This window comes from Paenibacillus sp. FSL K6-3182 (assembly GCF_037976325.1).
In the GTDB taxonomy this organism is placed as follows: Bacteria; Bacillota; Bacilli; order Paenibacillales; family Paenibacillaceae; genus Pristimantibacillus.
In genome coordinates this window covers 3,720,044-3,745,813 of record NZ_CP150265.1, presented here as the reverse complement: position 1 = coordinate 3,745,813, position 25,770 = coordinate 3,720,044, and the positions used below count along the sequence as shown (strand labels likewise).

Below are 25,770 nucleotides of genomic sequence, written 5' to 3'. Positions count from 1 at the left end.
CGAAAATTTCGATTTCATTTATTTCATATTCAAAATTATAATAGACAAATAACGAATGCGTCAAAGCATTCCATCGGGAGGTAAACATAATGGCAGGAAGCACATATGGGGAAAGCTTTAAGATTACGACATTCGGAGAATCACACGGGGAAGCCGTTGGCGTCATTGTAGATGGCGTGACACCTGGGGTTGAGCTGGATGAGAAATATATCCAAACGCAAATGGATCGAAGAAAGCCCGGTCAATCCTCTGTAACTACCCCACGCAAAGAATATGATGTCATTCGTATTATGTCTGGCATGTTTGAAGGGAAAACAACGGGAACGCCACTTTTCATTATGCTGCATAATACAGATATGAAGCCTGAAGCATATAACGATATACAAAATTCCTTTCGTCCAGGACATGCCGATTATACGTATTTGAAAAAATACGGCTTGCGTGATCACCGCGGAAGCGGGAGGGCGTCGGGAAGAGAAACAGCAGGCCGTGTTGCTGGCGGAGCGGTTGCCCGCAAGCTGTTAGAGAACCGAGGAATAAGTGTTGTTGCTTATACCAAGGAAATAGGCGGTATTAAATGCGAAACGTACGTAGAGGATGAAATTGAAAAAAATGCGGTAAGAGCATGTGATCCAGAAGCAGCGGTTCGTATGATCGAGAAGATCGAGCATTTAGCGGCTATTGGAGACAGCTGCGGCGGTATCGTGGAATGCAGAGTAAGAGGCGTTTTACCTGGGATAGGCGAGCCAGTATTTGATAAGCTGGACGCTGAGCTTGCAAAAGCAATGCTATCCATCGGGGCTGTTAAAGGCATTGAGTTTGGGGCAGGTTTTGCAGCAGCAGAGATGCTCGGCAGCGAGCATAATGATGCCATGAGCAAAAACGGGTTTTTAAGCAATAACGCGGGCGGAATTGTCGGCGGCATCAGCACGGGTGAAGAAATTGTTTTTCGTATAGCGGTTAAGCCCACATCATCCATTTCTTTGCCGCAGCATACAATTGATATCCACGGTCAAGAGAAGATGATCGAGACCATTGGCAGACATGACCCGTGCATCTGTCCTCGTATTATTCCCGTTGTAGAAGCGATGGCATGTATCGTTATTGAAGATCTAATCAAGCGCCAAGCAGCAATGAATGGATAAACTGTGCTATGCTTATAAATGACAAATGCTGAAAGGAGATTGCTAATGAAACCAACTGTTTTCATTGATCGACAGATCCCCGCTGAAGTAGAGGCGTTTATAGCAGAGCACTGTATAATAGACAAATGGGATGAGAAAACGCCCATGACCCGACAGCAGCTGCTTCTGAAGATGGCGAGTGCAAATGGTTTATTAACGGCAGGAGCCAAAATTGATGCTGAATTAATCGAACATGCACCGCATTTGAAAGTCGTAAGCAGCATAAGCGTCGGCTATAATCATTTTGATCTTGAAGCAATGCGTACAAGAGGGATAATTGGTACGAACACGCCGCATGTCCTGAATGACACTGTAGCGGATCTTGCACTCGCACTCATTCTGGGAACAGCGAGGCGTGTTGCGGAGCTGGATCGTTACGTAAAGGATGGCAAGTGGAAGACAGGCGATGGCGTCAAGCTGTTCGGTAAAGATGTCCACCATGCTAAGCTTGGCATCATTGGAATGGGGAGAATTGGTGAGGCGGTTGCCCGTCGCGCTAGGTTCGGGTTTGACATGGATGTCGTTTATTATAATCGCAGCCGCAAGCCAGAAGCGGAAGAACAGCTAGGCGTTCGTTATTTTGAATTAAATGATCTGCTTGCTTATTCAGATTTTGTTTTATTATTAGCACCTCTGACACCAGAGACGGTTAAGCTAATTGGAGCAACTGAGTTTAAATTAATGAAGCCATCAGCGATTTTTATTAATATATCGAGAGGGCAAACGGTGGATGAGCAAGCTTTGATTGAAGCTCTCGAGCAGGGTACGATTTCAGCTGCGGGCCTTGATGTATTCGAAAAAGAACCGATTGAAGCGGATCATCCTTTTCTGACGATGGCTAATGTATTAACCTTGCCTCATATCGGCTCTGCTACTTCGGATACAAGGTTTGATATGGCTATGCTTGCGGCTCAAAACCTAGTAAACGCGTTAACGGGACAAGTCCCCCCAAATGTCGTTGACGAGCTGCTTTAACAGAATAAACGTTGTTAATAAGAGGGGTACATATCATGACAGCTTCAAAGTTATTACTTCTCGGAGCAACAGGCAAGACCGGACAATTTATTGCGAGTTATCTTGAAGATAGGAACGTTCCATTCAAGCGATTTGTAAGACTGCCTGAGCAAATGATCGATGAGAGTTACCTCGGAGATGTACGTAATCAGCATGAGGTTTTTGAAGCCATGATTGATGCGAGCGGAGTCATTTGTGCGTTAAATACAGAAGGCAACGGAACGCTTGTCAGCGGCATCACAAATTTGATTGCCGCAATGCATCATTACCGAGTGAAAAGAATCGTTACGGTTGGTACAGCGGGCATCTTGCAGAGTGAGCTGCAGCCAGAGCTGCTTAGATACCAGTCCAGTGAAAACAGACGTTTAAACCATGATGCAGCCAAAGAGCATGAGCAGGTTTATAGGGCACTCGCTAACACTGATTTGGACTGGACCATCGTCTGTCCCACAAGACTCGTTCAAGAGGAGCTGCGAGGCGGTTATCGTGTGCGAAAGGAGATCCTGCCCTCTGGAGGTGCATCGATTTCTTTTGCAGATACGGCTGAATTCGCTGTTTCGGAATATTTTAACGGTGCTTATGTGCGAGAACGTGTTGGTATTAGCTACTAATTCATAGGCAAAAAGGTAAAAACACCTGAGTTCCTACTTTTCATAGGGACTCAGGTGTTTTTGGTTTTCTATTACAGAGCTGTATCAGCTTTCAAAACCTCAACGCGATTTGAGAAAAATGTAGCACCGCCGCCCATATCTGCGAGCCGCTGCGGCGTCAGTGTATTCACGGCTTGATGACCTTTTTTCTTGTCTTCCCACCATAAGCCTTGCGTGACGAGAACTCCTGGCAGTACGTCTTGACCAACACGCAGCGTCATCTCCAGTTCACCACGGTCATTACGTATCTTTACACGTTCCCCGCTAAGGAGCCCGAGTGCTTCTGCGTCCTCCGCATGCATATGAAGGAGAGGCTCCTTCTCAAGCTTTTGGAGCTTTTCTTGGTTGGCGAAGGTCGAGTTAATGAAGTTGTGATTCGGGCCAGTCGTCAGCCAAAAAGGATATGTTTCCGGCTCTCTAAGCGGCGTATGATTGGGTATTGGAGGCAAGCCGTTCATAAGCATTTTCTCCGAATAAAGCTCGATTTTACCAGAAGGAGTCGGAATCATCGAGATATAGGAAGGAAGCTCATTACCGCCAGCCTTCATCCACGTATTAGCTTGCAGCGCCTCAAAAGTAATGCCTTTAAGAAGTGGATTATTTTCGCTATCAAGTGCTTCACTTATCATTTGCTGCTCAGAAATGTCAAATAGATGAGGCTCAAAGTCAAGTTTAAGCGCAAGCTCCTTAAAGAGCGTAAAGTTTGATTTGCATTCACCCATCGGTTCCATAATCGGCTGGTGAAGCTGCAAATACAGATGCCAGTAGGAAGTATATAAATCCAAGTTTTCAAAATGAGAAGTTGCAGGCAATACAATGTCCGAATATTTGCAGGTGTCTGTTAAGAACAAATCATGTGTAACCGTAAATAAGTCTTCACGAGCCAATCCCTCGCGCACTCGGTTCTGGTCAGGCGCTACGACTGCTGGATTGCTGTTATAGACAAACAGCATCTTTACTGGAGGAGCGGCATCTAGAAGAGCATCGCCGAGCTGATTCATGCTGATCGTGCGGACATCCGGATCAGGCATTAAATCGGGGCGCTCAATTTTCTCACCATTGAGCCGCGAATACCAGCTGTTGCCTTTCATTGCACCGCCACCGAGAACATCCCATTGCCCAGTCAATGCAGGCAAGCAGGAGATAGTTCGCACGATCATTCCGCCATTATCATGGTGCTGAAGTCCGTTGCCAATGCGGATAAAAGAGGGAGTGGTCGTTCCATACAGCCTGCTAAGCTCCTCGACCTCCGCTGCCGGTACGCCCGTAATAACTTCCACTCGTTTAGGCGTATATTCAGCTGCTTGCTTCGCGAGATCCTCGTAACCGAGCGTGAACTGCTCGAGAAAAGCTTGATCAGTCAGCCCATCACGGATGATGACATGCATCATGCCGAGAGCGAGTGCTGCATCCGTTCCCGGACGCAAATGAATGAACTGATCCGCCCAAGTAGAGGTACGATTGCGATGCACATCAATATGAATAACCTTTGCTCCGTTTTTCCGTGCTTCCGTTGCCAACATCGTTTGGTGCATATTTGTTGATACGAGATTGCAGCCCCATATAAGAAACAGCTTCGTATGTATCGTTTCTTCGGGATCAATGCCTCTGGAAGCGCCCATCGTATAAGCATAACCTGTTGATCCAGCAGCGTTGCATATTGCGCGGTCCAATTGACTAGCGCCGAGTCGATGAAAGAACCGTCGATCCATTCCTTCTGCATTCAAAACACCCATATTGCCATAAAAACTATAAGGCAATATGGCACTCGCTCCATGCTCGGAAATAATCCCTTTCATCCGTGAGGTAATTTCCTCATAGGCTTCTTCCCAAGATATGCGTTCGAATGAATGCTCGCCTTTGGGACCTACGCGGCGAAGAGGGTAGAGCAGTCTATCAGGATGATACACGCGATCATTTAATTGTCTTACCTTATTGCAAATTGCTCCGCGGGTTACCGGGTGCTCTGCATCACCTGTTACTTTCGTTATTTTGCCTTCCTCGAAGGTGACGCTCAGACCACAAGTATCCGGGCAATCAAAAGGGCAAACCGATTTTACAGTACCATTTATTACTGATTTGCTCATATCTATCTCACTCCATATAACAGCCATATTCACGTCGTATTATCATAGCATAATCGCATGCAGCATAGGGAGCAAGATGCAAAAAAGTGATGTGAAAATCGCCTATTTTCCGAACTTCCAGTTTATTATCTATTGACAGCACTTTACTTGTCATGTAATATTCAATGTGCTTAAGACGTATTCCACAACTAAATAATTCGTATAACCTCACGGAGTTACAGCTTGAACAGGGTGAGGGTTTCTACGGGAAGCCTTACTTCCCAACTACGAATATGAGATCAATCATCATTGATCCTATATTCGCAGTTGGGATTTTTTTATGCGCAAATTTTCAAATTTTCATGAGGGGGATTCACACAGATGAAGTATATTTTTTCGGTTTTTCTAGGTGCTGCAAGCTATGGCATTTTATCCACTATTGTTGTGCTTGCTTATGGCCGCGGCTATGAGCTTGGTGAAGTTGTAGGCAGTCAATTGTTAACAGGTTTTTTGCTCGCTTGGATACTCACTTTCATTATGAAATGGCGTGAGAAGCTCAGCCAGAGCTCAACTAATCAAAGTAAGGCTAATACATCTATTCGCACGAGCAGCATGACATGGAAACAACGTTTCATTCTAATGGCCGCTGGAACTCCAACCGCTATTACAGGTTTATTGTATTACCAATCTCTTCGCTACATCCCAGCATCGCTTGCGATTATATTGCTCTTTCAGTTCACATGGATTGGTGTATTAATTCAAGCAGTAGGACAGCGGAAACGTCCAAACGGCATTATGTTTTTTACAATTGCTATCTTATTCGGCGGTACTTTGCTTGCAGCAGGCATCATTGAGCAGGGCACAGGACAGTTCAATATAATGGGAGTTATACTCGGCCTGTTATCTGCAGTCAGTTATTCACTATTTATTCTATTTAGCGGAAAAGCAGTTCCTTCTGTACATCCTGCATATCGAAGCGCATGGATGATTACCGGAGGCATGGTACTTGTATTTATTTTATTCCCTCCAACCTTTTTGTTTAATGGACTCATTTTTGGAGATTTGATGCTTTACGGCTTCTTGCTTGGTATGTTCGGTGCGTTTATTCCACCAGTGCTATTTGCAATCGGTGTGCCGCATGTCGGAGAAGGAATGGCAGGGATTTTGGGTGCGTCGGAACTTCCTGTCGCTGTTTTGCTTTCATCCTTCGTTCTGAATGAACATGTCAGCGCCTTGCAATGGGCTGGTGTCATCGTCGTACTCATAGGTATTGCGCTTCCAGAAGTCATCAAAATGAAGCGAAGAAGATTGAGCGTGCAATAATCACATATATGAAAAAGAAGCCAACTGCCCTGAATTAGAGCAGCTGGCTTCTTTTTTGAAATAGAGACTATTCCTAACCGTATCCTTATTCCTTTGTATAAGTGGAGAGCCAATTATAAATAATAAATAATCAACTGATGTTGTGTACACTAATCCTATTACTGGGAGGCATTTGATGATCTATGATTGTGTAATTGTAGGCGGCGGCATTGCAGGATTACAGGCTGCCATACAATTAGGAAGATATCGTCATCACGTTGCTGTTATCGATTCCGGTAATGGAAGATCTTCGGTATGCAGAAGCTATCATAATTTGATCGGTTTTCCTGATGGCATTAGCGGGGCGGAGCTTCGCCTTGCAGGGAGAAAGCAAGCAGAGCAGCTTGGAGTCACTTTCATACACGCTGAAGTTGTAGAGGCGGAAAGAATAAATGAGGCTTTTTTTCTAAAAACTTCGGATATGAACAGTTATAATGGTAAGAAGCTGCTTATTGCGACAGGTGTGAAAGATCGGCTTCCGAATTTGGAGATGCTTATTCCATGTTTGGGAACGAGCGTATACGTATGCCCAGACTGCGATGGATACGAAGTACGAGATCAGCCGACGCTTGTACTCGGTGCTGGAAATGCTGGAGCGCAAATGGCACTAACACTTACGCATTGGACGGAGGAGCTCATTTATGTTAATCATGAGCTCACACCAATTAATGAAGAGTTACGCCTCAAGCTAGACCAAAAAAGAATCCCCTATATTGAACAGACTATTCAAACCGTTCTGATTGAGCGTGAACAATTTATAGGGGTAATCCTTGCGGATGGATCATCTATTTATCGTCAGCGCTGTTTTGTTGCTTTTGGCGGTAATGATGTTTGTTCCTCCATTGCCAAGCAGCTTGGAGTAGAGGTTATGGAGAACAATCATATTGTCGTTGACCCGCGTACAAAGCTTACAAGTGTCGAAGACATTTGGGCCGCTGGAGACGTAACTGCGCATTCTGAAATGTTGACCATAGCAATGGGGGATGGCAGCCAAGCGGCAATATGGATTCATAAGAGCTTATTATCTACATAGAGGTAATGACCTTGTCGATAATTCCATATTCCAATGCCTCTTCCGATGACATAAAATAATCACGATCCATATCCTTTTCGATTTTCTCTATAGGCTGCCCTGTTCTTTCTGCACTAATCCGGTTCAATTTAGAGCGTATATTCAAAATCCGATTTGCACTTATCGCAATATCACTGGCTTGCCCTTGGACACCGCCATGGGGCTGATGAATCATAATCTCGCTATTAGGCAGCGCAGCACGATGACCCTTCTCGCCAGCAAGCAGAAGTATAGCTGCAAAAGAAGCAGCGAATCCCGTGCAGATCGTGTGTACTGGAGCTTTCACAAATTGCATCGTGTCAAGAATGGCGAATCCGGCAGAAGTAGAGCCGCCTGGGCTGTTAATGTACATCGAAATTTCTTTCTCAGAATCCTCCGCGGTAAGAAATAATAATTGAGCAACGATGCTGTTAGCGACTACATCATCTATTGCAGAGCCCAAAAAAATGATGCGATCCTTCAGCAATCGCGAATAAATATCGTAAGATCTTTCACCGCGGCTGGATTGCTCGACTACATAAGGTACATAATTACTCATCGTATTTTACCTCCAAATGGATGTTGTTTGGTTTCGATTAGTAAACGAATCACAATTAAAAAAAGATACGGGAAAAATTTTTGAGAAAAACGTATCTTTTTTCTCACCTCATTCGTTTACTTCAGTAAGGATGTTTTCCTTTTTGACGAGATGAAGAGAGGTAAATGCCGAGGAGGTATAATAATGAATGAACTGAAATCTTTACCCCATACAGTAGTAAAAAGTACAGAGGCTGACCTTGATCGGCTTCAAAAAACACTTGAGCGATATTGTTTGTTTTTAACCAAATCAAAATGGGATGCAGAGGATTTAGTGCAGGATACATGGCTAAAAGGGCTGCGGGCAGCTGTTGATTCAAATCACAATAATCCAGAAGCTTTGTTGCTGCGCATCGCCAAAAATACTTGGATTGATCAGCGAAGAAGAAAAAATCAATATCAACTTCTCATCCAGCAAGCGAAGCCATTGGATATAGCAGCTTATTCAAGCAGTCTTGACCACGAAGAAGCGATGTACGCGCTCATGCAACATCTGTCACCTTTACAACGAACCGTGTTTCTTTTGCGCGATGTGCTTCATTTTTCAATCGAAGAAACCGCCGAGCGGCTCAATACGACGACTGGTGCAATCAAGGCTGCCCATTACCGTGCGCGTGAAGCCTTGCAAGCAGTCAAGCGGGAGCTGAAGGCAGAGGCTGTTATTCTACCTGATGATGAGTATTTGCGAAGCTTCTTAAGAGCGATGGCGATTGCTTATCAGACGGGGGATGTGGCCCTTTTAGTTGAGCTTGCACAACGAGATATTTCTGAAGTGCCAATCCTTGTAGGTATCGCACAAAACAATAAGCGCAAAGCCTCAAGAAGTGGAGCACATGTGTTTGCTGCTAACCCAGTGAATGTGCAAATGGCAGCATAAGCAATAACAAAATAAACCGATGCCAGCAGGCGTCGGTTTATTTGCTGTGTGCAGCTCCACGCAGAATTTTATGAAATAAGCTATAATAGAGGAATAGAATATGAAGGATTGAGGCAAACAATGATGACTCGCAAGCTTATTTTTTTTGATATTGACGGTACCTTGGTTGATCACGAGAAGAAAATACCGCCATCTACGCAGCAAGCGATTGAGCAATTGAAAGCAGCTGGCCATGAACTCGTTATTGCGACGGGAAGAGGGCCCTTTATGCTGAAGCCCATTAGCGAACAATTAAACATAGAATCCTATGTTAGCTTTAATGGCTCTTACGTGGTTTACAATGGAGAAGTTGTTTACAGCCATTCGATTAATCCTGACCGACTTGCAGAGCTTACGCAAATTACTCTAAATAATAATCATCCTTTAGTCTATATGACACCGGAAGGTATGCGATCCAGTACACATGAAACCGCTTATTTAGAGGATGCCCACGAACCGTTAAAAAAGAAGCTGCCGCCTATGGAGCCTGATTATTATGTAGGAAAAGATATTTATCAGTGCCTGCTTTATTGCAAGCAAGAGGATGAGGGCTGCTACAAGGAAAATTTTTCTGAGCTCGGCTTCATTCGTTGGCATTTGTTTGGCAGTGACATTTTACCGCCTGGCGGCTCAAAGGCAAAAGGAATTCATGCTCTTGTAGAACGATCCGGTTTCGAACGTGAAAATATTTATGCATTTGGCGACGGTTTAAACGATCTGGAAATGATGCAATATGTCTATCACAGCATTGCGATGGGCAATGCATCCGATGAAGTGAAGCAAGCCGCTCGTTATGTCACTAAGGATGTAACGGAGGACGGCATTATGTATGGCCTGCGCATGCTCGGTTTATTAAAAGAATAACGGAAGCAAGCTACTGATGCGAAAAATAAAAATAGGCAGATCTCTTTAATAGAGATCTGCCTATTATCGTACTATTTAATTACGCGTCTAGCAGTTACATAACGCTTGTCCCATGTGCTGCCTTTGAATTTGGAAATGGTTACGCCTACACCTACTCTGTAAGTGTGAAGGAGTTTATCATTACCGATATATATGCTTACGTGATTGATGATGCCATCACGATTCGTGTCAGAGAAAACAAGATCGCCTGGTTTAAGATTGCTTTTCGAAACATAAGTGCCTGATTTCGCTTGCTGTTTAGAAGACCTTGGCAGACTAATGCCATTTTTCTTAAATACGTACTGCGTGAAAGACGAGCAGTCAAACGCGCTAGTAATACCAGATTTTGCACCAAATTTATAAGGCACGCCCAAATATTTTTTTCCAGTTGCAATGACACTGTTTGCTTTGGACTTACTTGATACCGTTGCTGCATTTGCTTCTTGAGGCGCTATGACAGGCACGCTGGCAATGGCAATAGATAAGCTGATTCCAATACCTGCGATAAGTCTACTAATCTTTTTGTTCTTTGTGTTATTCATGATGTTCCTCCTTGAAATTAGGTAGTCTGTGTGTTGAGCTAGAAATACCATAACATAGATTAAATGCCCACTAATTACCTATGAGGAAGCAAACCCTTGCTGCTGCTGAATAAAAACAACTTTATTAAAAAGTGATGATAAAATACTCACTTTTTCTCACTTGACAGCTGTCCATTTGGTAAAGTTCATTTATAAGTGTTTTTACTCTATCGCCAAGCTGGATACAGGATATATACTGATGAAGTCGGGCCGACGAATCTTGAGGAAAGGAGCTGATCGATTTGATTAACAACTTGGAGGTGATCTCCGTTTAACGGAGATCGCTCATTAGAAGGAGACCGCAAGGTCTCCTTTTTACTTTTAAAAACGTTCTAACCATTATTAATGGAATTATTGTTAAACATTTCTTGTCATCTGAAAATGCTTACAATATAATAAGAAAGTGCAACAAGAAAGAAGTTCAAGTGGAGGGAATAACATCCATGGCTTTTATTGCTTGCAACAAAAACTCAGCGTTACCAAAAATCGAAAGGAGGAAGCAAAAAATGTTGATTAACACTACTGCTGCAAACAATTCTAAAAAGATTAGCTTGTTCGAGGAGGACATTTATTGTGAACTACAAAAATGGGAGAGACGTGCTTCCCCCTAGTCTATTGCAAGAGCTTCAAAAATACATTCAAGGTGATTTGATCTATGTGCCTAAGCTTGCGGAGAAACGCGCGCATTGGGGTGAGGTAAGCGGCACACGGAAACTGCTTGCCGAACGAAACAAAGAAATTTACCTGTATTATTCGAATGGTTGGACTGTTGCTGATCTAGAGCGGAAATATCATTTATCGTGCGAAAGCATTCGTAAGATCATTGTTAAATCACGATAATGAAAAAATATTGAAAAAAAGCAGATTGCCGCGAGCATCTGCTTTTTTTGTTTCATTATTGAGTAAAAAGTAGGATTGACACAACTAAGACAAACCTTTAAAAGGGATTTTTTGTCGAACGTCGAAATATTAATGGATGTATTTTTGACGATAGATGTCGAATGAACACTAGAACAAATGGCAGTGGAGGATTAAGAAAATGAAAACATTATTAATTGCAGAAGATGAGCCGGTTCTGCGCATGCTTATTATGGATACGCTCGAAGATGAAGGTTATGCGCTCGAAGAAGCGGCAGATGGGGAAGAAGCGTTACAAAAAATTGTGGAAACTAACTTTGATTTAATTATTCTAGACTACATGATGCCTAAGATGACAGGTATTGAAGTCATAGAGAAAACAAGGCTGCTGGAGGATCGCAAGCATTCATGCATTCTTATGCTGTCAGCGAAGAGCCAGCAAGCCGAACAAGAGAAAGTGCTGCTCGCCGGCGCCGATGGCTTTATGTCTAAGCCCTTCAGTCCGCTTGAGCTAATCGATAAGGTAGAGGAGATGTTACGTGGGTAAGCTGCGTCTCTTCTATAAGAAAAGAATTACACGACAGTTCGTAGCGATGATGGTGCTCGCTTTATCGCTTATTCTTATTGGTGCTGTTGCCGTGCTGACAAGCTCGGTTATTATATTAAAAAATTATGAGTCCGAAACAGTTCAAATGAGAGAGAAGCAAGAGCTTGTCGCGCAAATTGCCGATCATTCCAATGATATTATTTTGAGAGCCCGCGGTTACTATGTCTATTTAACAGATTTCGAATATAAGCAGATTTTTTCGGAGAAGAAGCTGCTGGATCAATCTCTAGCAAAAATCAAAACCTATCCGATTAATGCAACGGAACAAGAAGTGATGAATAATATTGAGTCCTTTTTCGTCGATTACTTTGAAAACATTTTGCCGAAAGCGATTGAATATTCAAAAGCTCAAAATTATGAAGCGCTTCGCGTCCTCGTATCCGCAGGTGAGGATAACCCTGTAAATAAACTAATTAGCTATTCGCGTGATTTTGAGAAACAAGTACAGCTGCTTGCTGAGCAAAAAAACGATGAATTATTTCGCAGCCTAACGCTTCAAGCCGTTATATTAATAGGCTACATCATTATTATCTTAATTATAGCTTCATTTATTACGAGAAAAGTGGCTAGAGATATTGGCGTGCCGCTCATGAGACTGACGAACCACGCTCGTGAGTTTGCGAATGGTGAATATTCGGAGCCGGAGGATCTCACAAGAGAAGATGAGCTTGGAGAGCTGGCAAGAACCTTTAAGAAAATGATGACGCAAATCCAAAGTAAAGAAGAGGAGCTTCTCGCTCAAAACGAAGAACTTATTGCGCAGCAGGATGAGCTCCAGGCGCAGCAAGAGGAACTGCAGATTGCCGTAGGCGTAATGGAGCAAAATGAGAAATATTTGGAGAAGCGCAACCAGCTTGTACAATCCCTCTCTAATACCCTCGATAAAAAAGAGCTGCTGCAAAGCATCATTTCTAATATTGTCGCTATTACCGATTCCGATAAAGGCTTAATTGTGATGATGAATAGAGAGCATGATTGCGCATCCGTAGGGATTTCCAATGCTTCAGCCAAACAGTTTATTGAGCAAATGGAAGATGGCATCGTATTGCGTGCCTCACAGACCAAACAAGCATACAGCATGATTCGTGAATGTTCACTTGGTGAACAGGGATATCACGATTCTGCTATGAAAGCTACCGATTTAATCTTGCCAATTCTGAATGCATCAGAAGAAATGGTTGCCTGCCTAGTTATTACGAAGGTCAATCGTACGATTACAAAGCAAGAGGAAGAAGAGATCGTTGGCATGATGACTCAAGTATCATTAGCCTTCGATAAACTGCATTTGTACGAGCTGTCGGAGAAGCAGCGATTGATGACTGGAGATATACTGAACACCATTCAAGAAGGCATACAATTGCTGGATCTAGATGGCAGCACGCTTCAAATTAATCACAAAATGGCTGAGATATTCGGGTTTTTCAATGATGAAAAAGGGACAATCAATATGCCTTTTGAGCAATTCAAAGGTTTTGTCCAATCCTCTGTTGTTGAATCTGAACAGTTAATTCACTTTATGACTGGGCTTATCTCAAATGGACATTATAATGGCTTGCGCAGCATGAACTATGAAATTACAGAACCAGAAAGAAAATTCATTCAAATTTATTGCGAGCCCTTGTACCGCAATGGTCAACAATTCGGGTTATTGCTCGTTCACCGTGACATCACGAAGGAGTACGAGGTTGACCGGATGAAATCTGAGTTTGTAAGTACAGTTAGTCATGAGCTGCGGACGCCGCTTGCAAGTGTACTTGGATTCGCAGAACTGCTGCTTCACCGGGAACTGAAGCCGGAGCGCCAGCGGAAATATGTATCGACGATTTATCAAGAAGCAAGAAGATTAACGACGTTAATTAATGACTTTTTAGATTTGCAACGAATGGAATCAGGTAAACAAACCTATGAAATGAAAAGCACATCGTTAACGCCATTAATTAAAGAAGCCATCGACATGCAGCAAATGTCTGCTAGTATCCATCAAATAACGTGGCAAAATGATGCACAAGAAGCAATTGTAATTGCAGATAAAGATAAAATGCTTCAGGTATTCATTAATTTATTGAGCAACGCAATTAAATACTCGCCAAATGGCGGACAAATCACTTTGTTTAGCAGCATTAACAAAGATATGATCGTCATTCGCTTAGAAGATGAGGGACTTGGCATACCAAAGGATGCACTGCCTAATCTCTTCAACAAGTTTTATCGTGTCGATAATTCAGATAGAAGAGAAATTGGCGGGACTGGCTTAGGCTTAGCAATCGTAAAAGAGATTGTTACAAGACATGATGGAAAAATAGAAGTTTTTTCCGAGTTCGGACATGGAAGTACCTTTATCGTGACGCTTCCACTGGCTAAGCAGCAAGAACGAATACAAAACGATGAGTTGAAGGAAAATACTTCTTCTGAGACGTCCATTCAAGTGATGCTGATTGAAAACGACCTTAATTTGTCAACTTTACTCCGTGATGAATTGAGGTCTAGTGGATTTCATGTTCACCTGTTCACAGAAGGTGGATTGGCTATTAATGCAATTGAACAGCTCAAACCGGATATCGTGGTCATCGATCTGATGCTGGAATCAGGAATTACCGGCTGGGATATTATTAGCAAAATCAAGAAATCCGATGTATTGCTAAATACGCCAATCATCATTTCGAGCGCCTTCGAAGAGAAAGAAAAAGCTGCACAATGGGGAATTAATGAATTCCTTGTGAAACCCTATTTACCTGGCAGACTAAGTGCAGCAATCTCTCGTTTGCTGCGATAATTGGGGGAGCCCATTTTCATGAAGACGGAAAAATATAAACAACTGATTCAACAGCGAATTACACAGACGATCGATGATTGGTCCAATCAAACAGCAGTTGAGGAACAAGATATTCATCGATTTTTCCATAATCTTAAAGGGACAAGCGGTACGATTGGGCTACGTGAGGTTGAAAAGTTTTCGGAATCCAAAGAACAATTTTTTTCTGAAAAAAGCAAAAAAACGTACATACGCGAGGAGTGGTCAGAGCATTTGCTGCCACTAACGGCCATGTTTCCTCAAGTACTGCAGCTGCTAGACGGACTCGACAATGCAAATGAGGGTCAGGCTGATTCCCTTGATGATCATTCAAAGCATCACAATCGTGTACTTGTCATTGATGATGATGTTGAATTTGTAACCTATGTCAAAGAAGTTTTAGAGAAAAATGATTATCCAGTAAGCATAGCTCTGAATGCGGAGCGCGGTTTAAAGCTGTTCTACGAATGGAAGCCTAATCTCATCCTTCTTGATATCGTGTTGCCCGATCGAAGCGGCATGTATGTTCTTAATCAAATCGTTGATAAGGCGAAGCAGCAGCATATTCCGATTATTATGGTCAGCGGGAATGTATCCGTCGAAAATCAAGTTAACGCCTATCGATCCGGTGCGATGGACTTTCTTGCCAAGCCGTTTGATGTTGAGCTGCTTAAGGCTCTCATCGACAATCGATTTGCGATGAAGATGGACTGGGAACGCTCGATCATTATTGATGAGTTAACAGGCGCTTACAATCGCAAGCATTTCAATCAAATGATGCGGCAGCATATCGACAGCTTTAAACGCTCAAACGATATTTTCTCACTCGTTATGATTGATTTGGATTACTTCAAACTTGTAAATGATACCTATGGTCATCTTCAAGGGGATGAGGTGCTTCAAGCCTTTGTGGCAACTACACAACATGCGATCAGGCCAAGAGACATTTTATGCCGATATGGTGGGGAAGAATTCGCGCTCATTTTACCGAATACGGATGCCGTTCAAGCGGCTTATCTTATGGAGCGTCTGCGAACTAAATTTAATGCCATTAAATTTCAAACGAGTGATTCACACTTTCAAGTCACATTTTCATCAGGAATCACGGAAATAACGGAACTTAATAGCCATTCTGCTACACTGGTAGATGAGGCGGATCAAGCTTTATACAGTGGGAAACGCGGGGGAAGAAACCAAACGGTTGTTTATTCCAAGGCATTAAACCATTCCAAAAACGAATCGATATTAAACATCATTGTCGTTGATGATGATCCATTAATCCGAGAGATTATCATCAATCGATTTTTTAACTGGAAACCGACGAATCATACGAAGGTAAAAGCAGAAGGATATGCAGACGGAAGAACGTTCTTATCCTCCAACTGGTACAAAGAGAGTGAAAAGTATATTATACTGCTCGATGGCTCTATGCCTGATTTGGACGGATTAGAGGTATTAAAGGAGCTCCGCCTCAATTATCCTGAACAACAGCTGTTGATCGTCATGCTGACCGCCCGCAATAATACTTCTGATATCGTCAATGCACTTCAAATTGGTGCAGATGATTACGTCGTTAAGCCATTTCATATGCAGGAGCTTGTTCTGCGAATCGAACGATTGGCTAGTCGAATCGTTAACTAGATTAAGGAATAGCACAAAAAATCGCGCTTCGATAAGAAGCGCGATTTTTTTTATAGGGCATCCTATGATTACAGACTTGCATTCCCTATTAGGGAATAGTATGTTTAGAAAAATTAAACCGAATCAGCGATGTACGGCTTCCGGTAATTCTACAACGGTTTGGGGATACTTATAATCGTTCTGATAACAGTTCGTGTCTGAATCATAAGTAGACTGTGAAAGCTTGTGAGAGATCGCGAATATGGGAAGTTTCGGGTTGACGTGCAGGGAAGAATCATAAAAAGAGCATCGTTCAAAATTAAAGTCCAGCGTAGTGATAATGATGACGCAGTTCGAGAAGGTACACCCGATAAAGCTAAATCCGTCAAAAGCAATCGTTTCATTCGTAAAATGTTCATTCGAAATTGTGTGCATAATCAGCGCTCCTATTCTGTGGTGGGACAACCTAATTGCTAGTCTACCAGATTCGTGATGTGATGTTTGTCGGTTGATGCATGTGAAAATTAATAATTAACGACATAAATAGCGTTCATTTGAGATGACTCTCCATAAATATAGTGAGTACAATATTTTTTTACAAAATACGATTGATTAAGTGAAGGAGCTGTATAAATGGACTCAAAAAAATTAGCCGCCGAAAAAGCTGTCGAGTTTCTTAAGGACGGAATGGTCGTGGGATTAGGAACAGGATCAACAGCTTATTGGGCGATTCAAAAAATCGGTCAAAAAGTAAAGGAAGGCCTATCGATTAAGGCGATTGCTACGTCGAGAGCTTCTGAAGAGCTTGCGATAGAGCTTGGCATTACGATGCTTCCATTCGCAGAGATTGAGCAAATTGATGTGACAATTGACGGCGCAGATGAAGTAAATAACGAATGGAACTTAATCAAAGGCGGAGGAGGCGCGCTGCTCCGAGAGAAAATCGTAGCTGCCGCCAGTAAACAGCTGATTATCATCGTAGATGAAAGCAAGCATGTCGCGCAATTGGGACGTTTCCCGCTCCCGGTAGAAATCGTTCCGTTTGGTTACGAAATGACAATAAAAAAACTGCGTAATCTCGGCGCTGAGACGACAGTGAGAACGAAAGAAAATCAAATGTTTGTAACGGATAATGGCAACTATATTGTAGATTGTCAGTTTGGTACCATTTCGCAAGCAGAACAGCTGGAACATACATTGAATCTCATCCCTGGTGTCGTCGATAACGGTTTGTTTATCGGTATGGCAACTAAGGTCATCGTAGGTTATGCCAATGGTACAGTGAAGCTATTGTAAAGCTTTCTAATAGATGTATGCTGCACTTAGCTTGACACATCACCCGAAAGTGGTTTACAACCATATACAGAGGTGAGCGACATGAGCGTCATTCGGTTGGAGAACGTAACGAAAAAGTATGGAGATACACTTATTTTTCGAGATATTTATTTTCGTATAAGCAAAGGGGAACGAATCGGTCTTATAGGCCGTAACGGCGCAGGAAAATCGACCGTATTTAAACTTATTTTAGGCAGAGAAGAGCCTACGGCAGGAAAGGTAGAGGTTGATCCGAAGGTCAAGGTGAGCTACTTCTCACAGTTCTCAGAGCTGAGCGGCAATCGTTCCGTCAAACAAGAGCTGGAGCTTTGTTATGAGCATATTTGGAGCATCGAACGCGAGCTTGGGGAAATCGGAGAAAAGCTTGGTATTACCGTTGATGCTGATGAAATGGATCAGCTGCTGAATCGTCAAGCAGCTCTCTTCGAGCAGATGGAGCATCATAATGGCTGGAATGCTGCTGTAGAGATCGATACCGTACTCACAAAGCTTGGATTTGATGAGCAATCGCGTCAACAGCCTATCGATCAATTGTCAGGCGGCTGGCGCAACCGCGCCGCACTTGCCAAAATGTTAATTGAGCTGCCAGACGTCGTACTTCTTGATGAGCCGACGAACTTTCTAGACCTCGAAGGTCTTGCTTGGCTGGAGCAATGGTTAAATCGCTTTAGCGGCACAATGATTTTGGTATCTCATGATCGGCAGTTTATTGACCGGGTAGTAACTCGTACTATTGAGATTGAAAATTATCATTTTCAAGAATATGAAGGCAATTATACCGATTATATTCGGAAGAAGAAGCTTCGCAAGAAAGAACTTGATCGGCAGTTCGAATGGGAAGAGGAGCTTCTGCTAATGGAAGCCGAGGAAATCGACAACCGTTCGAACAGGAAATCATCCAAAGATCGTCTGTCGCGGAAGCTGGCTGATATGAAGAAAAGAGTAGAGCCGCATCCTGTAAACGTTCTGATTACTGATATTTATGAAAATTTGCGTTTTCCAGACAACTTATGCACTGTCGATGCAATAAGCAAAAACTATGCTGAGCGTGTTATCTTTCAAGATGTCAGTTTTGATATCCAAAAAGAAGACCGGATTGCTATTATCGGTTCAAATGGCAGCGGAAAATCCACTTTAATTAAAGTGCTAACAGGACAAGAACCGGCTGATTCAGGTGCCGTGCAGTTTAGTAAAGGCGTAAGCTACGCCTATTTCAATCGCATGTGGGACGAGCTCGATCAGAAGGATACGGTAAGCCATGCAGTGAACATCTATGGCCTTGGACTTAATGCCCCTCGCAAGAAAGTGAATAAATTTCTTTCTATGCTGCAGTTCTCGGAAGCAGACCTTCAAAAAGTGATCGGAAGCTTATCCGGCGGTCAACAGGCACGTGTGGCACTCGCAAAATGTTTGCTGTCCGGCGCCGAACTAATCATTTTGGATGAGCCTACCAATCATTTGGATTTGACCAGCATACAGGTGATGGAGCAGGCGTTAATTCATTTCCCTGGAGCAGTACTCACCGTAAGCCATGATCGTTTCTTCATTGATAAAATCGCTACAAAGCTGCTGACCTTCGAACCTGGAGGAGTAATTACTCAACAAAGTGTATAGCTCACAGCAAAACATAGTATAAGCCAACCTAATGGGGTTGGCTTTTTTTTGTTTATCCGAGCTTAAATAATAAAGATAAGCTGCATATATGGCGGGAGATCGAAGTCATTTTTCAGCGGTCTGTCTTCATATACTACGATATGTGCGGATACCGTCGAACATTGTCCACTAACCATGCCTCGTATAAGAAGGAGTGGAGTGAGATGCAATTTTCTATATCCGATGAGCTGGAAATGACTCGCGCAGTGTTAAGGGAATTTGCAGAAAGCGAGGTTGCAACTAGAGCAATCGAACGTGATGAGAAGGAGCAGTTTGATCAATCGTTATTTGACCAGCTGGCTAAGCTTGGCATAACAGGCATACCTATTGATGACTTAAATGGCGGTGCCGGCAGCGATTGGATGACTTTCATTATTGTAATAGAAGAACTGGCTCGTGTCTGCGCTTCTACAGCCGCTCTGCTTGCCGCCCATACGGTTTATGCTGCTATGCCGATTTTCACTTTTGGCGACGACGCTTTAAAAGCATTGTATCTTAATGACCTCGCAAAAGGTGTAAAGCTAGGTGGATGCGCTCTACCATTGACAGTAGTGGGGAACGAGGGATTGAGCAGCAGCATTTCAGCACGTCGACGAGGAGATCACTGGGAGCTAAGCGGTAAGCATACATGTGTCATTCATGGAGATATTGCGGATTATTGCATTGTTATTGCAAAGACGGAGTTAAAACGAAAGAAATCGTTATGTACAGCTTTTTTAATAGAAACGAGTAAAGCTGGATGGCAAATAGGGCAGCGAGTACGAACAATGGGATTGCGTTCTTTCCACATTTCAAATGTGAAGCTGGATAAATGTGAGTTATCGGAGACAAACAAAATCGGAAAAGATGGTCAAGGGTTTGAAATCATTTTGAATTCCATCGATATCGGGCATTTGAGTGCAGCTGCGCAATCCATTGGCATTGCACAAGGAGCTTTTGAAGCTGCAGCTGCCTATGCCAAGGAGCGCAAGCAATTCGGTCATTTAATTGGAAAGCAGCAAGGCATCTCTTTCAAGCTTGCAGATATGGCAACTCAGCTGGAAGCAGCCAGGCTTCTAGCTTATCAAGCGGCGTGGCGCAAGGATGAAGGCTTAAGCTTTGCAAAGGAAGCCGCCATCGCGCGTAAGTTCGCGGCAGAAACGGCTGTTGCCGTTGCGATTGAGGCTGTACAAATATTTGGCGGTTATGGCTATATGCAAGAATATCGGATGGAACGGTTTTTAAGGGATGCAAAATGTGTGGAAACGGAGCTTGGAACAGGAGGGATGGAAGTGGATTGCATCCATCGGATGCTGAAGGAGTAGGGGGTATATCATCATGCGCCAGACCGTTATTATAGGAGGGAAACGAACAGCTTTCGGAAAGCTCGGGGGCATGTTCAAAAATGAGAAAGCAGTTGATCTGGGCGCTTCCGTCATTAAAGGAGCCCTGCAGCAAGCAGGCATACACGCAAGTCAAGCTGATGCCGTCATGATGGGAATGGTGCTTCAAGCAGGCTGCGGTCAAAATCCAGCGCGACAAGCTGCCATTCTTGCAGGGATCGATTGGAGCGTTCCAGCGGAAACGATTAACAAGGTTTGTGCTTCGGGCTTGCGAGCCATTTCTATGGCAGATCAGGTCATACGTGCCGGAGATGCAAACATAATATTAGCTGGCGGAATGGAGAGCATGAGTCAAGCGCCATTTGCTGTTCGAACGGCTAGATGGGGAAACAAGCTGGGAAATGCCGAACTGACGGATTTATTGATTCATGATGGTCTTCTTTGTCCTTTCGAAGATGTACTGATGGCTGTTTATGGCAACAAAATTGCAACAGATCATCATATTAGCCGAATGGAACAAGATGAATGGGCATTAAGAAGCCATGACCGGGCGAGCTCTGCTGCAAATCTGCGATTATTTGAGGATGAAGTTGAGCCTTACTACACTTCTGCAAACGCTATTTTGGCCATCGACGAAGGACCACGTTTTAATACGGATTTGTCGAAGCTTGCGCTGCTAAAACCAATTCATGGTCCAAGCGGTACGATTACGGCTGGGAATGCTCCGAGTGTGAATGACGGCGCTGCCGCTATGCTCCTCATGTCGGAGGAAGAAGCGATACGAGGCGGACACAAGCCGCTTGCCAAAATTATCGGACATAGCACCATTGGTGCGAGTGCTCCTAATTTAGCTGCTGCTCCAGCGCTTGCAATCCAAAAGCTATTGCGAAAAACGGGCATTCCTTTAAAAAACATTGATTTATTTGAGGTGAACGAAGCATTTGCCTCCGTCATCCTAAGCTGCGGGAAAATAGTAGGCTGGGATGAGGAGAAGGTCAATGTGAATGGCGGTGCGATCGCGCTTGGACATCCAATCGGTGCAAGCGGCGCAAGAATTTTACTCACTTTAATTTATGAATTGAAGCGCCGCGGCGGCGGTTTAGGCATTGCTGCCATCTGCAGCGGCGGAGCCCAGGGTGATGCCATGCTCATTCAGGTGGAGGGCTAAGGCAAAGGGGGTGCTCATGATTATCCAAACCGTTACCGTAATTGGAGCTGGACAAATGGGCAGCGGAATTGCACAGACGTTAGCGCAAAATGGCTTGCAGGTAACTCTTTACGATATTGAGCAAGCTGCCGTGGCAAGGGGGATTGCCACAATTAATACTTCGCTGGCTCGACTTGCCGCCAAAGGAAATATTAGCGAGGCTGATCGAACTCAGACCATAAAATCCATCATACCATCGACAGACTTAATGTGCGCCAATCGCTCTGATCTAATGATCGAAGCTGCGCCAGAGAATATGACGATGAAAAAAGCGCTTTTTGAAAAGCTAGATCAAATTTGTCAACCAAATGCCATTTTGGCTACCAATACGTCCTCGTTATCGATTACAGAAATAGCTTCAGCAACAAAAAGAGCATCGCGTGTAATCGGCATGCATTTCATGAATCCCGTACCTATTATGCCATTAGTCGAAATTATTAAAGGGCTTGAGACTTCGAGCGATACATTTGAAAAAATAAAAGCATTGACGCTCACAATCAAAAAAACGCCAATTGAAGTTCAAGATTTCCCCGGCTTTGTCTCCAATCGAATTCTGATGCCTATGATAAATGAAGCGATTTACACGGTGTATGAGGGGGTCGCTGAGCCGGAAGCTGTAGACCAAGTGATGAGGCTTGGCATGAACCATCCGATGGGTCCGCTTACGCTTGCCGACTTTATTGGACTCGATACTTGCTTAGCCATCATGGAGACGCTGCAAGCCGGATTCGGCGATTCAAAGTATAGACCATGCCCGCTGCTGCGCAAATATGTGCAGGCTGGCTGGCTAGGCAGGAAAGCTGGACGCGGCTTTTATGTGTACTCGAATGAGAAGGAATAGGCACATCCGAAGGGAGACGGGCGATGGAACTCCGACTTTCAAAGGAACAATTAGAGCTGCAACAAGCGGTACGACTTTTTGCAAAGACACAAGTAGCCAGCGCTGTGCCGATCATGGAGCTACACGATCAATTTCCCAGCCTTCTCATTGATAAACTATCACAAGCAGGCTTTATGGGCATTCCAATTCCTAAGCAATGGGGAGGAGCAGGCTGCGATTTCATTTCCTATATTGCTGCGGTTAACGAAATATCAAAGATAAGCGCAGCGCTTGGCGTCATCTTATCCGTTCATACTTCGGTTTGCACTTTGCCAATCCTGCATTATGGTACGCCAGCTCAAATATCAAGCTATGTTCCCAAGCTTGCTTCGGGTGAGCGCTTAGGCGCTTTCGCGTTAACAGAGCCTCACGCGGGTTCGGACGCTTCCTCTATAAGAACAACAGCAGTATTAGACGGAGAATATTATGTTTTGAACGGATCAAAGGTATTTATCACGAATGCCGGGGCGGCCAATGTTTATGTTGCATTTGCAGTGACTGATGCAAGCAAAGGGGCATACGGCATTACTGCTTTTATTATTGAAAGTGAAACAAAAGGGCTAACGATCGGAAGAAAAGAAAAAAAATTAGGATTGCACGGATCGAATACTTGTGAGCTTATATTTGATCAATTAAGGATACCCGTTTCCCAGAGACTTGGCGAAGAAGGCAAAGGCTTTGCCATAGCCAAAGGCTCACTTGATGGCGGACGTATCGGAATCAGCGCCCAAGCGCTTGGAATTGCGCAAGCTGCACTAAACATTCTAAATGACCGCTTCCAACTGAAGGCTGCATTGTTGTTAAAGCCAGATCAGAAGGCAATGCATCAGCAAGTTAAACTCGCTGGCATAACAGCTAAAGTAGAGGCAGCGAGATTGCTCGTTTATCGCGCGGCGTATTTGCATCAAGAAGGTTTGCCTTGTACGAAGGAAGCATCCATGGCCAAAATGTTCGCATCTGATACAGCAGTTGCAGTGACTAGCCAGGCTATGCAAATGCTCGGATCAGACAGCTGCCTGCAAGGATCAACGATAGAACGACTGTTCCGAGATGCGAAAGCCACTCAAATTTACGAAGGAACAAACGAAATTCACCGAATCGTAATTAGCGGCAAAATACTCAAATCATTATGATTTCTAATAAGGCGGTGGCGAGATGGGTCATACTCCAGGAGCGCGATTTCGCGAGGCGCTTCAAGTCGAGAAGCCTTTGCAGATCGCAGGCGCTATTAATGCCTTTTCGGCAATAATGGCGGAAAGAGCAGGGTTTCGCGCTTTGTATTTATCTGGTGCAGGTGTTGCTAATGCGTCGTTCGGTCTTCCTGATCTTGGGATTACAACGCTGCAGGATTGTCTTGAGGATGTAAGAAGAATAACGAGTGTTACAGAGCTGCCGCTGCTCGTAGATGTGGATACGGGCTTTGGAGGAGCTTTCCAAATTGCGCGAACGATTAAGCAAATGAACCGTGCGGGAGCCGCCGGCGTTCATATTGAAGATCAAATTATGGCTAAACGCTGCGGGCATCGCCCTAACAAAGCAATCGTAAGCAAGGAGGAAATGGTTGATCGGATTAAAGCTGCTGCAGACGCAAGAGAAGATGATCAATTTGTCATTATGGCTCGCACGGATGCGCTTGCGGTTGAGGGATTAGAAGCAGCGATTGAACGGGCATGCGCCTGTGTGGAAGCCGGGGCAGATATGATTTTCCCTGAGGCAATAACAAAACTTGAGGATTATCAAGCCTTTGCTGATGCGGTGAAGGTTCCTATACTCGCAAACATTACGGAGTTCGGGCAAACTCCGTTGTATACGATAAAAGAGCTTGAGCATGCAGGTGTCAGCTTAGCTCTTTATCCGTTATCTGCCTTTCGCGCAATGTCAGCAGCAGCTCTTCATGTCTATGAAACGATAAAACAAGAAGGAACACAGAAAAATGTCATAAATGTTATGCAAACTAGAGCAGAGCTTTATGATTTCCTCGATTATTTGAGCTACGAAGAGAAGCTGGATCAGCTTTATGGAGTCAAAGAGGAGGAGAACCGTCATGACAACTAAAAAACAAGGCGGTCTCGCCGACGTTATAGCGGGACAGACTTCGATTTCGACAGTCGGAAAAGCAGGAAAGGGCTTAACCTATCGAGGTTATTCGATTGATGATCTCGCCCTTCATGGCAGCTTTGAAGAAACTGCTTTTTTATTGTTATATGGAGCACTGCCAAACGATGTCCAGTTAAAAGATTACACGAAGAAGCTTGCGTCACTTAGACAACTGCCAGCAGGTGTATTGAACATATTGGAGCAGCTGCCGAGCAGCACACATCCAATGGATGTGCTTCGAACGGGGGTTTCGGCGTTAGCTGCGTTCGAACCAGAAAATGAGGAGCGTGACGCTTCCCACATCGCTGATAGATTAATAGCCTGCAGCGCCTCTATTTTATTATATTGGTATCATTATCAGAAGAGTGGGAGAAGGATTGATACAGAGACAGATCAACAAAGTGTTGCTGGACATTTTCTGCAGCTGCTTCATGATCAACGCCCGAACGAGCTTCATGAGAAAGCTTTTGACGTTTCACTTGTCCTGTATGCGGAGCATGAATTCAACGCTTCTACATTTGCAGCACGTGTTACTGCATCTACTTTATCAGATATGTATTCCGCCATTACGACTGGCATCGGCACACTCCGTGGACCTCTTCACGGCGGTGCCAACGAAGCCGCGATGGAGCTGATTGAACAATTCGGCAGCGTGCGCGAAGCCGAAATCGGGATTAGGCAAATGCTGAAGGACAAAAAATTAATTATGGGCTTTGGACATCGTGTTTATTCTGTATCTGACCCACGATCCGATATTATTAAATACTGGTCAAATAGACTCTCTGCAGGGACTGAGAATTCAATCATTTATCCAATTTCCGAAACTATAGAGAAAATAATGCTGCAAGAGAAAAAACTATTTGCTAATTTGGATTTTTACAGCGCGTCAGCCTATCGATTTATGGGCATTCCAACCTCACTTTTTACACCGATCTTCGTTATTTCTCGTACCAGCGGCTGGGCTTCCCATATCATTGAACAACGTGCAAACAATCGAATCATTCGTCCAAATGCTGATTATATTGGCTATGATTTGCTGCCTTGGCTGCCTATCGAGCAACGATCCTAAATGAGGA

General features: G+C 43.8%; 23 protein-coding genes and 1 riboswitch. Of the genes, 19 read left to right on the top strand and 4 right to left on the bottom strand.

Annotation, left to right across the window (positions count from 1 at the left end; translation table 11 throughout):
• Window positions 1–89 precede the first annotated feature (89 nt).
• From aroC to MHH56_RS16380, 3 genes are read left to right on the top strand one after another with little or no spacing between them, the layout of a single operon-like run.
• Window positions 90–1,145, top strand: coding sequence for a chorismate synthase (aroC, locus tag MHH56_RS16390; protein ID WP_076265927.1), 1,056 nt, complete (start codon window positions 90–92; stop codon window positions 1,143–1,145).
• A gap of 45 nt (window positions 1,146–1,190) precedes the next feature.
• Window positions 1,191–2,159 carry a D-glycerate dehydrogenase gene (locus tag MHH56_RS16385; protein ID WP_339209396.1) on the top strand — a complete coding sequence of 323 codons (969 nt, stop codon included), beginning with the start codon at window positions 1,191–1,193 and terminating at the stop codon, window positions 2,157–2,159.
• A gap of 35 nt (window positions 2,160–2,194) precedes the next feature.
• Entirely contained in the window at window positions 2,195–2,809 is a 615-nt protein-coding gene (locus MHH56_RS16380; RefSeq protein ID WP_339209395.1) for an NAD(P)-binding oxidoreductase, read from the top strand.
• Between the two features lie 71 nt (window positions 2,810–2,880).
• Here MHH56_RS16380 and MHH56_RS16375 read toward each other — a convergent pair whose 3' ends face one another.
• Window positions 2,881–4,935 carry a molybdopterin oxidoreductase family protein gene (locus MHH56_RS16375; RefSeq protein WP_339209394.1) on the bottom strand — a complete coding sequence of 685 codons (2,055 nt, stop codon included), beginning with the start codon at window positions 4,933–4,935 and terminating at the stop codon, window positions 2,881–2,883.
• A gap of 177 nt (window positions 4,936–5,112) precedes the next feature.
• A riboswitch (purine riboswitch) is annotated at window positions 5,113–5,222 on the top strand.
• A gap of 73 nt (window positions 5,223–5,295) precedes the next feature.
• Between MHH56_RS16375 and MHH56_RS16370 the strand changes: the two genes are divergently transcribed.
• Together MHH56_RS16370 and MHH56_RS16365 are read left to right on the top strand one after the other, a co-directional pair.
• A complete protein-coding gene (locus MHH56_RS16370) occupies window positions 5,296–6,237 on the top strand; it encodes a DMT family transporter (protein ID WP_339209393.1) in 942 nt (313 codons plus the stop codon).
• A 175-nt stretch (window positions 6,238–6,412) separates the two neighbouring features.
• Entirely contained in the window at window positions 6,413–7,309 is an 897-nt protein-coding gene (locus tag MHH56_RS16365) for an NAD(P)/FAD-dependent oxidoreductase (protein ID WP_339209391.1), read from the top strand.
• On the opposite strand, the gene MHH56_RS16360 is transcribed toward MHH56_RS16365, so the two are convergent.
• Window positions 7,302–7,886 carry an ATP-dependent Clp protease proteolytic subunit gene (locus MHH56_RS16360; RefSeq protein WP_339209390.1) on the bottom strand — a complete coding sequence of 195 codons (585 nt, stop codon included), beginning with the start codon at window positions 7,884–7,886 and terminating at the stop codon, window positions 7,302–7,304. The two genes, MHH56_RS16365 and MHH56_RS16360, sit on opposite strands and share 8 nt — an antisense overlap.
• 183 nt (window positions 7,887–8,069) lie before the next feature.
• Here MHH56_RS16360 and MHH56_RS16355 point away from each other — a divergent pair, with 183 nt between their 5' ends.
• Together MHH56_RS16355 and MHH56_RS16350 are read left to right on the top strand one after the other, a co-directional pair.
• The gene (locus MHH56_RS16355; protein ID WP_339209388.1) at window positions 8,070–8,801 is read left to right on the top strand and encodes an RNA polymerase sigma factor; all 732 of its coding nucleotides are present in this window, start codon (window positions 8,070–8,072) and stop codon (window positions 8,799–8,801) included.
• A gap of 120 nt (window positions 8,802–8,921) precedes the next feature.
• Entirely contained in the window at window positions 8,922–9,704 is a 783-nt protein-coding gene (locus MHH56_RS16350) for a Cof-type HAD-IIB family hydrolase (RefSeq protein ID WP_339209387.1), read from the top strand.
• Window positions 9,705–9,775: 71 nt separating this feature from the next.
• On the opposite strand, the gene MHH56_RS16345 is transcribed toward MHH56_RS16350, so the two are convergent.
• On the bottom strand, window positions 9,776–10,285 hold the full coding sequence (locus MHH56_RS16345) for a C40 family peptidase (RefSeq protein ID WP_339209386.1): 510 nt from the start codon (window positions 10,283–10,285) through the stop codon (window positions 9,776–9,778).
• A 612-nt stretch (window positions 10,286–10,897) separates the two neighbouring features.
• Here MHH56_RS16345 and MHH56_RS16340 point away from each other — a divergent pair.
• The 4 genes from MHH56_RS16340 (at window position 10,898) to MHH56_RS16325 (ending at window position 16,221) form a co-directional block, all read left to right on the top strand.
• A complete protein-coding gene (locus MHH56_RS16340; RefSeq protein ID WP_054024760.1) occupies window positions 10,898–11,164 on the top strand; it encodes a CD3324 family protein in 267 nt (88 codons plus the stop codon).
• 199 nt (window positions 11,165–11,363) lie between these two features.
• Window positions 11,364–11,729 carry a response regulator gene (locus tag MHH56_RS16335; protein WP_339209385.1) on the top strand — a complete coding sequence of 122 codons (366 nt, stop codon included), beginning with the start codon at window positions 11,364–11,366 and terminating at the stop codon, window positions 11,727–11,729.
• The gene (locus MHH56_RS16330; protein WP_339209384.1) at window positions 11,722–14,562 is read left to right on the top strand and encodes an ATP-binding protein; all 2,841 of its coding nucleotides are present in this window, start codon (window positions 11,722–11,724) and stop codon (window positions 14,560–14,562) included. Before MHH56_RS16335 ends, MHH56_RS16330 begins: the two co-directional genes overlap by 8 nt.
• A gap of 18 nt (window positions 14,563–14,580) precedes the next feature.
• The gene (locus tag MHH56_RS16325; protein WP_339209382.1) at window positions 14,581–16,221 is read left to right on the top strand and encodes a diguanylate cyclase; all 1,641 of its coding nucleotides are present in this window, start codon (window positions 14,581–14,583) and stop codon (window positions 16,219–16,221) included.
• A 123-nt stretch (window positions 16,222–16,344) separates the two neighbouring features.
• Here the strand turns inward: MHH56_RS16325 and MHH56_RS16320 are convergent, their stop codons facing one another.
• On the bottom strand, window positions 16,345–16,635 hold the full coding sequence (locus MHH56_RS16320; protein WP_076265938.1) for a hypothetical protein: 291 nt from the start codon (window positions 16,633–16,635) through the stop codon (window positions 16,345–16,347).
• Window positions 16,636–16,833: 198 nt separating this feature from the next.
• On the opposite strand from MHH56_RS16320, the gene rpiA reads away from it, so the two are divergent.
• From rpiA to prpC, 8 genes are all read left to right on the top strand, one after another.
• Complete coding sequence (gene rpiA, locus MHH56_RS16315) at window positions 16,834–17,496, top strand: ribose-5-phosphate isomerase RpiA (protein ID WP_339209379.1); 663 nt, start codon at window positions 16,834–16,836, stop codon at window positions 17,494–17,496.
• Window positions 17,497–17,577: 81 nt separating this feature from the next.
• Window positions 17,578–19,149: an ABC-F family ATP-binding cassette domain-containing protein gene (locus MHH56_RS16310; RefSeq protein ID WP_339209378.1), complete on the top strand. Its 1,572-nt coding sequence runs from the start codon at window positions 17,578–17,580 to the stop codon at window positions 19,147–19,149.
• A 203-nt stretch (window positions 19,150–19,352) separates the two neighbouring features.
• A complete protein-coding gene (locus tag MHH56_RS16305; protein WP_339209377.1) occupies window positions 19,353–20,492 on the top strand; it encodes an acyl-CoA dehydrogenase family protein in 1,140 nt (379 codons plus the stop codon).
• 13 nt (window positions 20,493–20,505) lie between these two features.
• Window positions 20,506–21,678, top strand: coding sequence for an acetyl-CoA C-acetyltransferase (locus MHH56_RS16300; RefSeq protein ID WP_339209375.1), 1,173 nt, complete (start codon window positions 20,506–20,508; stop codon window positions 21,676–21,678).
• Between the two features lie 16 nt (window positions 21,679–21,694).
• Window positions 21,695–22,558 (top strand): 3-hydroxybutyryl-CoA dehydrogenase, encoded by an 864-nt coding sequence (locus MHH56_RS16295; protein ID WP_339209374.1) that lies wholly within the window; start codon window positions 21,695–21,697, stop codon window positions 22,556–22,558.
• A gap of 23 nt (window positions 22,559–22,581) precedes the next feature.
• Window positions 22,582–23,730, top strand: coding sequence for an acyl-CoA dehydrogenase family protein (locus MHH56_RS16290; RefSeq protein WP_339209372.1), 1,149 nt, complete (start codon window positions 22,582–22,584; stop codon window positions 23,728–23,730).
• 22 nt (window positions 23,731–23,752) lie between these two features.
• On the top strand, window positions 23,753–24,652 hold the full coding sequence (prpB, locus tag MHH56_RS16285; protein WP_339209370.1) for a methylisocitrate lyase: 900 nt from the start codon (window positions 23,753–23,755) through the stop codon (window positions 24,650–24,652).
• Entirely contained in the window at window positions 24,642–25,763 is a 1,122-nt protein-coding gene (gene prpC / locus MHH56_RS16280) for a 2-methylcitrate synthase (protein WP_339209369.1), read from the top strand. The genes prpB and prpC overlap by 11 nt, the downstream gene beginning before the upstream one ends.
• The last annotated feature ends 7 nt before the right edge of the window (window positions 25,764–25,770 follow it).